The organism is Stutzerimonas stutzeri, from assembly GCF_002909485.1.
Taxonomy (GTDB): domain Bacteria; phylum Pseudomonadota; class Gammaproteobacteria; order Pseudomonadales; family Pseudomonadaceae; genus Stutzerimonas; species Stutzerimonas stutzeri_AH.
The window spans coordinates 272,755-285,808 of record NZ_PPXG01000008.1 but is presented as its reverse complement, the minus strand read 5'-3'; the positions used below and the strand labels follow the sequence as shown (position 1 = coordinate 285,808).

The 13,054-nt window shown below is 63.4% G+C and carries 10 protein-coding genes; 6 read left to right on the top strand and 4 right to left on the bottom strand.

Annotation, left to right across the window (positions count from 1 at the left end):
- Positions 1 to 135: 135 nt before the first annotated feature.
- Complete coding sequence (locus CXK91_RS19235) at positions 136 to 921, top strand: IclR family transcriptional regulator (protein ID WP_103457661.1); 786 nt, start codon at positions 136 to 138, stop codon at positions 919 to 921.
- Between the two features lie 3 nt (positions 922 to 924).
- Here CXK91_RS19235 and CXK91_RS19230 read toward each other — a convergent pair whose 3' ends face one another.
- Positions 925 to 1,503 carry a TetR/AcrR family transcriptional regulator gene (locus tag CXK91_RS19230; protein ID WP_103457660.1) on the bottom strand — a complete coding sequence of 193 codons (579 nt, stop codon included), beginning with the start codon at positions 1,501 to 1,503 and terminating at the stop codon, positions 925 to 927.
- Positions 1,504 to 1,603: 100 nt separating this feature from the next.
- On the opposite strand from CXK91_RS19230, the gene CXK91_RS19225 reads away from it, so the two are divergent.
- The 5 genes from CXK91_RS19225 (at position 1,604) to CXK91_RS19205 (ending at position 8,151) form a co-directional block, all read left to right on the top strand.
- Positions 1,604 to 2,488: an alpha/beta fold hydrolase gene (locus CXK91_RS19225; protein ID WP_103457659.1), complete on the top strand. Its 885-nt coding sequence runs from the start codon at positions 1,604 to 1,606 to the stop codon at positions 2,486 to 2,488.
- Positions 2,489 to 2,637: 149 nt separating this feature from the next.
- A complete protein-coding gene (locus CXK91_RS19220) occupies positions 2,638 to 3,984 on the top strand; it encodes a spinster family MFS transporter (RefSeq protein ID WP_103457658.1) in 1,347 nt (448 codons plus the stop codon).
- A 341-nt stretch (positions 3,985 to 4,325) separates the two neighbouring features.
- Entirely contained in the window at positions 4,326 to 5,210 is an 885-nt protein-coding gene (locus tag CXK91_RS19215; RefSeq protein ID WP_103457657.1) for an SH3 domain-containing protein, read from the top strand.
- Entirely contained in the window at positions 5,210 to 7,111 is a 1,902-nt protein-coding gene (locus tag CXK91_RS19210) for a hypothetical protein (protein ID WP_103457656.1), read from the top strand. The genes CXK91_RS19215 and CXK91_RS19210 overlap by 1 nt, the downstream gene beginning before the upstream one ends.
- Positions 7,108 to 8,151, top strand: a complete 1,044-nt coding sequence (locus tag CXK91_RS19205; RefSeq protein WP_103457655.1) for a hypothetical protein — start codon at positions 7,108 to 7,110, stop codon at positions 8,149 to 8,151. The genes CXK91_RS19210 and CXK91_RS19205 overlap by 4 nt, the downstream gene beginning before the upstream one ends.
- Before the next feature lie 363 nt (positions 8,152 to 8,514).
- Here the strand turns inward: CXK91_RS19205 and CXK91_RS19200 are convergent, their stop codons facing one another.
- From CXK91_RS19200 to CXK91_RS19190, 3 genes are read right to left on the bottom strand one after another with little or no spacing between them, the layout of a single operon-like run.
- Positions 8,515 to 9,657 (bottom strand): acyl-CoA dehydrogenase family protein, encoded by a 1,143-nt coding sequence (locus CXK91_RS19200; RefSeq protein WP_103457654.1) that lies wholly within the window; start codon positions 9,655 to 9,657, stop codon positions 8,515 to 8,517.
- Between the two features lie 12 nt (positions 9,658 to 9,669).
- A complete protein-coding gene (locus CXK91_RS19195) occupies positions 9,670 to 10,866 on the bottom strand; it encodes an acyl-CoA dehydrogenase family protein (protein ID WP_103457653.1) in 1,197 nt (398 codons plus the stop codon).
- A gap of 46 nt (positions 10,867 to 10,912) precedes the next feature.
- Positions 10,913 to 13,018, bottom strand: coding sequence for a 3-hydroxyacyl-CoA dehydrogenase NAD-binding domain-containing protein (locus tag CXK91_RS19190; RefSeq protein WP_103457652.1), 2,106 nt, complete (start codon positions 13,016 to 13,018; stop codon positions 10,913 to 10,915).
- Positions 13,019 to 13,054 lie beyond the last annotated feature (36 nt).

Sequence of the window (13,054 nt, the reverse complement as noted above, 5' to 3'; positions counted from 1 at the left end):
GCGAAACTTGATGTCGAATTCGATAGTAGTAGATCAGTTTTCCCATCGCAATGATCGCTAATGGCCGCACTGCTCGACGCCGGGCGATCTGCTATCGTTCGCCACCGCTGCCCACTAGCTAGAAAGACCGAGACCATGAGCGACGACATCGAAGACACCGGCACTCCCAAAGATCGCAAGTTCGTCGAAGCGCTGGCCCGCGGGCTGGACGTGCTGCGTGCCTTCACCCATGGCTCGGTGGTAATGGGCAACCAGGACATCGCACGCATCACCGGGCTGCCCAAGCCCACCGTGTCGCGCATGACCTACACCCTGACCAAGCTCGGCTACCTCAGCTATTCGCAGCAGTTGGAGAAATACCAGCTCGATTCCGGCGTGCTGGCGCTCGGTTATGCCTACGTCTCCAACCTGCGCGTGCGCCAGCTGGCCAAGCCGTACATGGATGAATTCGCCCGCCGCACCAACACCACCGTGGGCCTGACGTGCCGTGACCGACTGTCGATGATCTACGTGGAAAACTGCCGCCCGGCCGAGGTCACCACCCTGCGCATGGACGCTGGCGTGCGCCTGCCGCTGGCCACCACCGCCGCCGGTCGCGCCTTTCTCGCCGCCACCCCGGAGAAGGAACGCGAGCATCTGATGGCCGCTCTGGCCAGCAAGTACGGTGATGGCTGGACCGCCATCGAGGCTTCGCTGCACGCCTCGTTCGAGGAGTTCGTACAGCACGGCTTCTGCCTGTCGCTCGGCGACTGGGACCGCAACGTGATGGCTGCCGGTGTGCCGCTTCACCTGGCCGACGGCAGCATCATGGCGCTGACCTGCGGTGCGCCGTCATTCCAGCTCAGCGAGGACACCCTGAAGAACTCGCTGGCCCACCAGCTGGAAATGCTCGCCCGCGATATCGAAAGCCTCGGCGTCTGATCGTCAGGCCCTGACGCTGGCCCAGGCGATGTCCGCGAGCAGCTCGCGGCAGTCGGCCAGCGCGGTGCGGGAACGTCCCGCCAGCCAGTTACGCGCCATGTCATGGCAGGGTCCGATCACCACTGCGAGAAAGCAGTCGCCGGGCATCCGCCGAAAGGCTCCGCTTTCCCGGTGACGGCGAAGGATCGCCCCGACCCGCTCACCGTGGGTGCGATTGACCTCGCGCAGCTGCTCGCCCATCTCCCCGGCCTCGACCCGCCCGCGGTTATGCAGAACGAAGCGCGCCCAATCCGGATTCGCCACCACCCAGTCGATGTAGCTGGTGACGAAAAGCCGGACGCAGGCTTCCGCGTCCAGCGTTTCGATCAGCCCGGCTTCCAGCAGCGCGGCGTACTCGCCGATCCCTTCCAGATACAGCGCGGCGATGATCCGCTCACGATTACCGAAGTGGTGATAAAGGCTGCCGATGCTGGCGCCGGAACGATCACGAATCATCTCGATGGTGGTCGCCTCCACGCCGAACTCGGTGAAACAGGCGAGTGCGCCCTGAAGGATTTCCTGCTTGCGGCTACTACGGGCCATCCGGCCTCCAGTCTGAACTAGAATATTTTTCTAGAATTATCTTCTACCCTTCGTATACTGCACCGATCGCAGCAATCGCAGAAGCGCGGAGAACAACAAGATGGCGACGATACAGGTTGAAGAACGCTCCATCGACAATGGCAACGGCCATGTCTTGTCCAGCCATTGGTATCAGCCGAGCGGCGCGCCATGCGGGGTCGTGCTGATCGCGCCGGCGATGGGCGTGCCGCAGCGCTTCTATACCGACTTCGCCACATGGCTTGCCGAGCGCGGCTACCAAGTGGCGACCTTCGATTACCTGGGCATGGGCCGCTCGCGGCGAATGCCGCTTCGCCAGTTGAATGTCGACATCCTCGACTGGGCTCGCCATGACTGCAGTGCGATGTTGGCCGTGGCAGCCGATGCCGCCGGCGAATTGCCGCTGTACTGGATCGGCCACAGCGTAGGCGCGCAGATTCTGCCGCTGGTCAAAGGCCATGAGCGCCTGACCCGCATCGTCACCATCGCCGCCGGCAGCGGCTACTGGCGCGAGAACAGCCCGCAGATCCGCAACAAGGCGTGGCTGCTCTGGCATGGCCTGGCGCCCGTGCTGACTGCGGTGGCGGGTTACTTCCCAGGCGCTCGTATCGGGGCGGTAGGCGACCTTCCTGCCGGGGTGATTCGCCAGTGGCGGCGCTGGTGCCTGCATCCGCAGTACCTGGTCGGTGTCGAAGGCGAGCCCATGCGTCAGGCCTTTGCCGCGGTGCGCACACCGCTGACGTCGCTGTCCTTCAGTGATGACGAAATGATGTCAGCGCGCAACACCGAATCCCTGCATGGCTTCTACAGCTCGGCACCGAAGACCATGCAGCGCATCGCGCCCGCCGAAATCGGCGCCACGCGCATCGGCCACTTCGGCTTTTTCCGCCGCGGTTTTGCCGACAATCTCTGGGCGCCGCATTTGTTGCCCGAACTGATGCCGAGCCAACAACGCACAGTGGCGTAGGGCTTCAGAAGGCAAATAGTTTCGCAGAGCGGAACACTGCTAGCATATTTCGAAACATATGCGAGGGTTATTCAACTTGCCGGATGGCTAATCTCCGACAAAAGTGAGAATGGGCTGGTTACAGCCCTCCTCGCCAATGGAGCCTTGCCATGCACAACAACAATAACGGCTACCCCTCGAGCACCCGCGCCTGGGTCACGGTCGCCATCCTCATGCTCGCCTACGTGCTGTCCTTCGTCGATCGGCAGATCCTCAACCTGCTGGTAGAGCCGATCCGCCGCGATCTGGACATCACCGACACCCACATGAGCCTGCTGATGGGCTTCTCCTTCGCGGTGTTCTACACCATCTGCGGCGTACCCATCGGGCGCTTGGCCGACCGCAAGAGCCGCCGCGGCATCATCGCCATCGGCGTGCTGGTGTGGAGCCTGATGACCGCACTGTGCGGCACCGCGCGGACCTTCTGGCAATTCCTCGTGTTCCGCATCGGCGTCGGTGTCGGCGAGGCCGCGCTGTCGCCCTCGGCCTATTCGCTGATCGCCGACAGTTTCCCGCCCAAGCTGCGCGGCACCGCGATGAGCGTCTATTCGATGGGCATCTACATCGGCTCAGGTCTGGCCTTTCTGCTCGGCGGGCTGGTGGTCAAGTTCGCCTCGGCCCAAGGCGATGTGGAGCTACCGGTGCTCGGCATGGTCCGCCCCTGGCAGCTGATCTTCCTCGTACTCGGCGCGGCCGGCGTGCTATTCACCGCCGTGCTCTTGCTGATCCGCGAGCCGTCGCGCAAAGGCGTCGGCGCCGGCGTCGAGGTGCCATTGAGCGAGGTAGCCGGATACATTCGGCAGAACCGCCGCACCGTGCTGTGCCACAACTTCGGCTTCGCCTGCCTGGCTTTCGCCGCCTACGGCAGTTCGGCGTGGATTCCGACGTTCTTCATCCGCACCTACGGCTGGTCGGCCAGCGACGTCGGCGTGCTCTACGGCTCGGTGGTGGCGGTGGCCGGCTCGATCGGCATCATCGCTGGCGGGCGGCTGTCGGACCTGCTGCACCGCCGCGGCTATCGCGATGCACCGTTGCGGGTCGGCATCATCTCTGCCGCGCTGACCCTGCCACTCAACCTCGCCTACCTGGCCGGCACCGGCGAACTGGCGCTGGCGCTGATCGCCCTTCACGTCTTCACCATCGCCATGCCCTTCGGCGTCGGCCCGGCGGCGATTCAGGAGATCATGCCCAACTCCATGCGCGGCCAGGCCTCGGCGGTGTACCTGTTCGTCATCACTATGGTCGGCCTCGGCATCGGCCCGACTGCGGTGGCGCTGGGCACCGACTTCGTCTTCGGCGACGACAACGCCCTGCGGTACTCGCTGCTGATCGTCACCGGCGTTGCGCTGGTCGGCGCAATTATCCTGCTAGGCATGGGGCTCAAGCATTACCGCGGCAGCCTGGATCGGCTGCAGGAATGGAAACCGCAGGGTGCTGCCACGCCAACCCCTGCGTGACGGATCGCCGCATAGCGGCCGGTGCATCTAAACCATGCACTGGCCGCCTGCCTGTTCCTGATCTCGTTCACACGGTGAGCCATTTTTAGCGACATCTCGCTACCGTGGCGCTTCAGACCTTCGAAGTGCAGCCTGCGGTGCCGTGTAGGCATACATGCCTCGGGCAGCACCGTTCGCCCTGAAGTTGCCGATCTAGACCGATTTAGGTTTGTGATGCAGGCCATATTTGTGTGTAATTGCCGGCCATTTCATGGATTGAAACGGCAGCCCCGTTGGTACGGCATTGGCCGTCGAGTCAGTCCTGAATGCTACCTGCCAGCCATTCAGACAAGGACTACCTCATGGGCTTCGCGAAAAAAACCAGTGTGCTGTTGCTCAGCAGCGCCATCGTGTTCAGCGCCGGTTGCGCCAACATGGCCGAAAACGAGTGGGCGAACAAAGAGAACATCGGCACCCTGGTCGGCACCGCAGCAGGCATTCTCATCGGTAGCCAGGTTGGAAACGGTAGCGGTCGCACCGCAGCGATGATCGCAGGCGCACTGGCCGGCGGTTACCTGGGCAAGACCATCGGCGCGAAGCTTGACGTGCGAGATCGCGAGGCGCTGGCACTGCAGACTCAACAGGCGCTGCAGCACACTCAGGATGGCCAGGCCACTCAGTGGTCGTCGAGCCACAGCGATGCCAAAGCCACCATTACCCCGATCAAGACCGAAACCGTGCAGCGTGAAGTCGCAGTCAAGCGCACGCCCAAAGTGCAGCCGGTAGCGAACATGACGCTGATCAACCAGCCCTACCAGGCGGTTAAATCGGCGAACGTACGCAATGCGCCTGACCTCAAAGCCGAAAAGGTTGCAGGGTTGCCAACCGGCACCACCTTTACCGCGATTGGCCGCACGGACAACGACTGGATCATGGTCGGCCGTCGCGGCGTAACCATCGGCTATGTTTACGCGCCGTTGGTGGCTCAGGTTAAAAAGCCTGCCCAGTCGACCCAGACCGCCGCAGCCGAAACGGCGACCGATCTCGACAGCCTCGATATCGCCAGCGCAGCCTCCAAGGGCATCGATCTGGACGCCATCGATCTGGATGCCGTTCCGGTCGAGCAGGCCATGACCGCCCAGACCACCTGCCGGACGATCAAATATGACGTCACCGCACAGGGCAGCAATGAGCAGCAGACTGCCAAGGCCTGTCAGGCGGCCGACGGTGCCTGGGAGCTGATCTGATGAACGTACGCCACATTTCCCTACTGGCCCTCAGCCTGGCCGTAGCGGCTTCGGCCCAGGCAGCCAGCCACCGACTGGCTTATTCGAAGGCGGAAAACGTCGAGGTGTTCGTTGACCATGCCGATGGTCAGCCTTGGTGCAGCGACAACCTGAAGCTGCGTTTCGCATTTGCCGGCCCAGCAGATCAGGACTCCATCAACCGCTTGTTGCCAAAACTTGGCGGCCTGTTCGCCACTCAGTGCTCGAGCGCCGCGCAACTGAGCTGGACCAGTGTAGACAGCACGGGCAAGACCCAGGCCAGCGGTAACGCCAGCCAGGCCGCTGGCTGGTTGGCGCAAGCAGCAGATACTGCCCCGGCAGCTCCGCAGCCTGCAGCCGAGCAAGCACCTGCGCCAACCGTCGCCCAAGCGCATGCTGAAGCCCCCGCTTCCGCTGCACCTGCTGCGCGCGAGACCGCTCCGGCCACCGCAGAGCCGGAACCGGACAAACCGACGCAAGCCCAGACTGAAGCACCACAACCCCAAGCCGCAGTGCCGGTAGCGCCTGTCGCCGATGCCAAACCCGCTGAGCGGGCAGAAGCGCCAGTTCCGGCTGAACAGGCCGTAGCCACCACCCCCGTTGCCGCCAAAGAGTTCAGCGTTGGCGGCTGGCAACCACCGCTGGCCCGGGATGTTTTTGCCAAGGCCGACTTCATCACAGAGGTCGCCGATCAGAACGGCTGCCGCTTCCGCCTGGGGTTCAAGCCGGAGGACGACATAGCGAACATCTCCGCGACATCCAGCGGCGTGACATGCGGCCCGGACGGCTACGCGCAGGGCACCGGCTCGCTGATGCTCAACCGCCGCGATGGCGTGCGTCTGCATCAGTTCAAAGGCAGCTTCCTCGATGGCCTGGAAATCTACGGCGACGCGCCGCAACTTCCGGTAGTGGGCATCGACCAGCGCAAGAATCTGCTGCTGCTGTTGCATAGCGAACCTGCCAGCAAGGTGCATTACCTGCTGCGCATGGGCCATAGCTATAACGGCCACTGGAATGCCGGCAGCGTCACGCTGATCGCACTGACCGAAAACCGTGAGTTGTTCCGCGATCTGGAAAGCATTCGCCGGACCATCGACCTCGCCACCGCGCACTTGGACAAGAGCGCACCGAAGATCAGGGCAATCCATTTCTACGGCATGCGGGATCTGGAAAAAGGGCTGCACGAAGGCGATCGAGATTTCTGGCTTTACGACCTATCGCTGTCGCGCCACTACCGTACGCAGAAGTGGGAATACGACCCCGCTCGGGCCAACAATCACCTGTTCGCGTACGAGCGCAAGGAAGCTGAACTGCAGCGCCGAGCCGAGCTGGAGCGCGAGCGTGAAGCCCAGCGTCAGCGCGAGCTGCTGGCTCGCCAGGCAGAGCAACAGCTGCAGTTGTATCGTCAGCTGCGCCGTGAAACCCGCAAGCCCGAAGAGCTCTACGGACGCATCCTCAGCGATGCCAGCTACTCGCCGTTCAGTGGCGGCGGCTATGCCGCGATGATGCAAGGCCGCGCGCAGGGCTACAGCCAGATCGTGCATATCGATGGCAAGACCGATGGTGGCTGGGAGGTCGACTATCCGTACGCCGCTGTTCTGGATACCAAAGACAGCGAGCAAAGCGCCGACAAGGGCTGGTTCCTGGTCAAGGGCGAGGCGAGGCTGGACGCGTCGCGCAAGGATGAGCAAAACCTACCGCTGACGCTGATCAGCGCCACCACGCTGCAAGCCTGCAGCGAAAAGGGCTGCGCCGATCTGCGCGACCCGCTGAAACTTGCACGACATGAAATCGGTGACCCGGACTGGACGCCGGAAGAGGCCAAATCGCTGATACAACAAGCCTGGCCCGAACGTGCCGAGCTCCAAGGAGATGACGAATGAGCAAGCGCCTACCCCTGATCGCCGGCGCTGCCGTTGCCGTACTGGTGGCCGGCTACTTCGGCCTGAGCGCCTACAGCAGCAGCCAGGCAGAAAAGCTGATCGAAGACTGGGTTTACGAGCACGAGCTTGAGGACACCCTGCGTTGGAAGTCGGTATCGTCCAGCCCATTCGGCGGCCGCGTGACGATCTCCGAGCTGCAAGTGGAAGCCGGTGGACGCGAGCCAAGCCTGCAGGTGGCTGAAGTGATCATCAGCGACCGCTCCATCAACGACGAACGGACCCGCTTGCGCCTGCGCTTCAATGGCGTCGAGGCCGATAACCGTGCCCTCGGCGGCCTGAGCAGCCTCGGCGCGATGGCCGGCGGCGGCTTCGGCCGAGGCATGGCTACCGCTCGCGGCTTCGAACCCGCGTTGATCAGCGGTCTGGCCGAGCTCAAGCCCTACGATGTCGAGATCTATGTGGATATCGATGACGATGCCGGCACCCTGGAAACAGAGCTGGCAGTCGACCTGCCAGAACTGTTCGATTCGCGTGTCAGCTACCGCCTGAGTAACCTGCGCGATTTTAATCGCAAGCTGCAGCGCCTGAGCGAGAGCTTCGGTGGCGACGACCGGGGGCAGCGGGCATTCATGAGCGAGCTGGGCGAGTTGGCATCGAGCGTCGAGCGCGCCGAATTGCAGAGCGCCTCGTTCAGCGTCAAGGATCGCGGCATGGCCGAGCGCAGCATTGCCCTGTATCAGCGCTACAACACCCCGCTGAACCCCACCGAAGGCAGCGCCGAGAAACAGCGCAAGGCGCATTACGAGAAGGTCGTTGAACAAACCGAAAAGGACTGCAGCCGCGAATTCAAGGACCTGCCGAAGGGCATGAAAGACGGTTGCGAACTGCTCAGGAAAGCTCTGCTCGGCAAGGTCAGCGGCGTAGAGTTGAAGGTCGAGCCGAAGGATCGCGTGCGCCTGACGGATCTGGGTGACCTGCAGGACGGCCGCCGCAGCAAGCGCCTGCTGGACCGCCTGAACCCGCAACTCGACAGCATCTGATCGCTAGCTGATCGCGTGGCAGAAAGGCCGGGCATTTGCCCGGCTTTTTTATATCCGGATCAAATGACTCACAGCCGGTACGATCACCGCCCACTGGATAAACCACCGAGACGCGACCCAAGTTGCTTCGCGTGGATAGAAAGGCGACGTCCACCCTACCGGGCTGCCATCTTGCGCGCAGCGCCGTAGGGTGGGCTTCAGCCCACCGTTTGTGTGCTGGCGGCGAGCTGAAGCGGAACGCCGCACAACGGAAATGAAGACGATGCCTCGCCACACCTGCCCGTAGTCGGCTAAGCACCTGACCCTATCTCCGCAAAGCAAAACCGGGCAAAGGGGCCCGGTCGTGGTGTCGCGAGTGGCGCGTTACGCCACCTGCATCAGCTTGGCATAGGCCTTCAGGTGGTGATCATCGTCACCGAACTGGTGGGCAATCATAACCAGGCGCTTGGCATGGTGGGCGAGGTTGTATTCCCAGGTCATGCCGATGCCGCCGTGCAGCTGGATGGCTTCCTCGGCCACCTTGCGCGCGGCGCGGGCGCAGATGTATTTGGCGGCGGCGATGATTCGGCTGCGCTCGTCGTTGTCTTCGCCATCGGCAAAGGTCGCGGCGAGGATCGCCATGCTGGTGGCCTGCTCCAGCTCGGTCTGCATATCCACCATGCGGTGCTGCAGGACCTGGAACTTGCCAATCGGCACGCCGAACTGCTTGCGCGTCTTCAGGTAGTCGAGGGTCAGCTTGCAGGCTTCGTCCATACTGCCCAGCGCGTCGGCGCATTGCGCGGCGATGGCGCGGCCTTGCTGGTAGCGCATCGCGGGTAAGGCATTGCCAATCTCGCCAAGCACCGCATCGGCTCCGACATGCACGTTGTCGAGGAACAGCTCGCAGCCCTTGCGCCCGTCGATGGTGGGATAGACGCGGCGACTGACGCCCTGAGCGCTCGGATCGACGAGGAACAGGCTGATGCCCGTTTCATCGCGGCTGTCACCGGAAGTGCGCGCCGACACGATGATCTGCCCGGCGCTGTGTCCGCCAATCACCACGGCCTTGCGCCCGGACAGCCGATAACCGCCGTCGGCCGCTTCAGCTTTGGTCTGCACATCGTGGAGGTTGTAGTGGCTCTGCGGCTCGTCGAAAGCCACCGCCAGTTGCAGCGAACCGGCCGCGACCTGCGGCAGCAAGTCCGCTATTTGCGCTTCGCTGCCCAGCTGATTGAGCAAGCCGCCAGCGAAGATTACCGATTGCAGGTAGGGCTCCAGCGTCAGCCCGCGACCCAGTTCGGTCATCACCAGCATGATTTCCACACCGCCGCCGCCAAAGCCGCCGATCTCCTCGGCAAAGGGTACGGCGGTCAGGCCCAGCTCGCCCAGTTGGCCCCAGAACTCGGAGGAAAAACCCAGCTCCGACTCGCTGAATTTCTCGCGCTGCTCAAACGGGTAGGCGTCGCGCACCAGGCGCGCCGCGGTGTCTTGCAGCATTTGCTGCTCTTCAGTCAGTTTGAAGTCCATTGCGGTGCCCCCTTACAGCTCGAGAATCATCTTCGAGACGATGTTCTTTTGGATTTCGTTGGAGCCGCCGAAGATCGACAGCTTGCGCATGTTGAAGTAGTCACCGGCCAGCGATGCGCTGTAATCCGCGTGCAACAGCTCGCCGTCGTAGTCCAGTTGCAGCTCCTCCTCGAGGAACGGCAGCGCGTACGGGCCGATGACCTTGCGCAAGAGGTGAGTGATGGCCTGGCGGATCTCGGTGCCCTTGACCTTGAGGATCGAGGACTCCGCACCGGGCACGCCGCCCTCCTTCGCCGCGGCGAGGATGCGCAGGGTGCTCATCTCGATGGCCATTAGCTGCATTTCCACTTCCGCGACCTGGGCGCGGAACAGCGGGTCTTCAAGCATCGGCTTGCCGTCGCAAACTTCCTTCATCGCGATGCGCTTCAGATGCGCCAACACCGCCTTCGAAGAGCCGATGCCGGCAAGGCCCGTGCGCTCGTGGGTTAGCAGGTACTTGGCGCAGGTCCAGCCCTGGTTTTCCTCGCCGACGAGGTTCTCCACCGGCACGCGGACGTTGTCGAAGAAGACTTCGTTGACCTCGTGATCGCCGTCCAGGGTGATGATCGGCCGCACGCTGATGCCGGGGCTCTTCATGTCGATCAGGAGAAAGCTGATGCCGCGCTGCTGCTGGGCTTCAGGGTCGGTGCGCACCAGGCAGAAGATCATGTTGGCGTGCTGGCCGAGGGTGGTCCAGGTCTTCTGGCCGTTGACCACGTAGTGGTCGCCATCACGCACGGCGCGGGTCTTGAGGCTGGCGAGGTCGGAGCCGGCGCCGGGCTCGGAATAGCCCTGGCACCACCAGTCCTCACCGGAGAGGATGCGCGGCAGGTAATGGTCGATCTGCTGCTGGGTGCCGAACTTGATGATCACCGGCGCGACCATGTTGACGCCGAAGGGCACGGTACGCGGCGCGCCGAAGGCGGAGCACTCCTCGTCGAAGATGTGCTTTTCCACCGGGCCCCAGGTGGTGCCGCCCAGCTCCACCGGCCAGCCCAGCGCATACCAGCCGCGCTTGACCAGGATCTGCTGCCAGCGCTCGTGATCCTGTTTGGACATGTGCTTGCCGAGCTTGGCCTTGGCGGCGATGTCCGCCGGCAGCTCGCTTTTCAGAAAGGCGCGTACTTCATCGCGGAAGGCGAGCTCTTCGGCCGTGTAGTTGACGTTCATGGATGAATCCTCGATATCCGATCGGCAGAGTGCAGGCGGGCGGTACTCATTGCCCGGCCTGCCATTCGGTGAAGGTGCGGCCTTCGGCGGCCAGTTTTTCCAGCAGTGGTGCCGGTTTCCACCAGCCGCCGCAACGTGCGTGCAGTTCCTTGACCCGCGCCAGCACGGTGTCCAGGCCAACGCTGTCGGCATAGAACATCGGCCCGCCGCGGAAGGCCGGGAAGCCGTAGCCGTTGAGGTAGATGACGTCGATATCACTGGAGCGCTGGGCGATGCCCTCTTCGAGAATCTTCGCGCCCTCGTTGACCAGCGCGAAGATGCAGCGCTCGACGATGTACTGCTCGTCCAGCGCCTGCCGCTCGATGCCTTTTTCCCTCGACGCGGCTTCCAGCATGGGCGCGAGCTCGGTGTTCTCCTGCGGGGTGCGGTTGCCGGGTTCGTAGCGGTAGTAGCCGGCGCCGGTCTTCTGCCCGAGCATGCCGGCGGCGCAGAGCTTGTCCGAGACAGTGGGGAAATCCAGGTGCGCCGGCAGCGTCGCGCGCTGGCGCTTGCGAATCGCCTGGCCGATGTCGAGGCCCGACAGGTCACGCATGGCGAACGGTCCCATGGCCATGCCGAAGTTGCGCAGCGCACTATCGACCTGCTGCGGCGTGGCGCCTTCCTCCAAGAGGAATTCCGCCTCGCGGCCGTACTGGAAGACCATGCGGTTGCCGACGAAGCCGTCACAAACGCCCACTACCACCGAAACCTTCTTCAGTTGCTTGCCGATGGCCATGGCGGTGGCGAGCACTTCATCGCTGGTCCGCTCGCCACGCACCACTTCCAGCAAGCGCATGACGTTGGCCGGGCTGAAGAAATGCAGGCCGACTACGTCTTCCGGACGCTTGGTGAAAGCCGCGATGGCGTCCAGATCAAGCGATGACGTGTTGGAAGCGAGGATCGCGCCCGGCTTGCACGCCGCATCCAGCTGCTCGAACACCTGCTGCTTGACGCCCATTTCCTCGAATACCGCTTCAACCACCACATCGGCATCGGCCAACGCGGCGTACTCGGTCACGCCTTCGACCAGCGCGAGGCGCTTCTCCATCGCCTCCTCGGTCAGGCTGCCGCGCTTGACGCTCGCCGCATAGGTGTCGCGGGCTCGCTGCAGACCGCGCTGCAGGGCTTCGTCGTTGATTTCGAGCAGCTTCACCGGAACACCGGCATTGGCGAAGCTCAGCGCAATACCGACACCCATGGTGCCGCCGCCGATCACCGCGGCTGTGTTGATCGGCCGCGGTTTCACATCGGATGGCAGACCGTTGATCTTGCCGGCCTGGCGCTCGGCGAAAAATGAATGAACCAGAGCGCCGCGTTGTGGCGAGTTCAGACATTCGGCAAACAGCTCACGCTCACGCTTTAGACCTTCGGCCAGCGGCAGCTTGGTTGCTGCCTCTACCGCAGCGATGCAACGCAGCGGCGAGAACAGCCCAGGCATGCGCTTGGCGACTTCAGCATGCTTGGTGCGGATCAGCGCCTCGTTATCGGCGCCCTCAAGGCCTTGGGTCTGCTCGCCAGTACGTCGCGGTGTGCGGCCATCCTCGACCATGCGACGGGCGTAGGCGAGGCCGGCTTCCACCAGATCACCCTCGAACAGCTCGTCGACGATATTGTGCGCGACCGCCTCGGCGGCGCTGATCGGCGTGCCGCTGACAATCATGTCCAGCGCCTTCTCGACGCCTGCCAGACGCGGCAAGCGCTGAGTGCCACCGGCGCCGGGCAACAAACCCAACCTCACTTCCGGGAGGCCGACCTTGGCGTCCTTGCGGGCGATGCGGTAATGACAGCCCAACGCGACTTCCAGGCCCCCACCGAGCGCGGTGCCATGAATGACGGCGACGCTCGGTTTGCTGCAGCTTTCGATGATTTCGATCACCTCGGGCAGGCTCGGCGCCTGCGGCGGCTTGCCGAATTCCTTGATGTCGGCTCCGGCGATAAAGGTGTTGCCCTCGCAGACCAACGCCACGGCGCGGACCTGCTGGTCCGCTTCGGCATGCTGAAAGGCCTTCAGCAGCCCCTCGCGCACCACCTGGCCGAGGGCGTTGACCGGTGGATTGTTGACCGTGATCAGCGCGATATCGCCCTGAACTTCGAGCCGTACGACATCTGTCATGACTGGCCTCCGCTGTGTGAAATGCTGATTGGAATT

Bases quoted from the DNA above. Each gene is read 5' to 3' on its own strand.
- CXK91_RS19200 (WP_103457654.1), bottom strand. From the start codon at position 9,657: ATGGACTTCAAACTGACTGAAGAGCAGCAAATGCTGCAAGACACCGCG.
- CXK91_RS19205 (WP_103457655.1), top strand. From the start codon at position 7,108: ATGAGCAAGCGCCTACCCCTGATCGCCGGCGCTGCCGTTGCCGTACTG.
- CXK91_RS19195 (WP_103457653.1), bottom strand. From the start codon at position 10,866: ATGAACGTCAACTACACGGCCGAAGAGCTCGCCTTCCGCGATGAAGTA.
- CXK91_RS19220 (WP_103457658.1), top strand. From the start codon at position 2,638: ATGCACAACAACAATAACGGCTACCCCTCGAGCACCCGCGCCTGGGTC.
- CXK91_RS19225 (WP_103457659.1), top strand. From the start codon at position 1,604: ATGGCGACGATACAGGTTGAAGAACGCTCCATCGACAATGGCAACGGC.
- CXK91_RS19210 (WP_103457656.1), top strand. From the start codon at position 5,210: ATGAACGTACGCCACATTTCCCTACTGGCCCTCAGCCTGGCCGTAGCG.
- CXK91_RS19190 (WP_103457652.1), bottom strand. From the start codon at position 13,018: ATGACAGATGTCGTACGGCTCGAAGTTCAGGGCGATATCGCGCTGATC.
- CXK91_RS19230 (WP_103457660.1), bottom strand. From the start codon at position 1,503: ATGGCCCGTAGTAGCCGCAAGCAGGAAATCCTTCAGGGCGCACTCGCC.
- CXK91_RS19215 (WP_103457657.1), top strand. From the start codon at position 4,326: ATGGGCTTCGCGAAAAAAACCAGTGTGCTGTTGCTCAGCAGCGCCATC.
- CXK91_RS19235 (WP_103457661.1), top strand. From the start codon at position 136: ATGAGCGACGACATCGAAGACACCGGCACTCCCAAAGATCGCAAGTTC.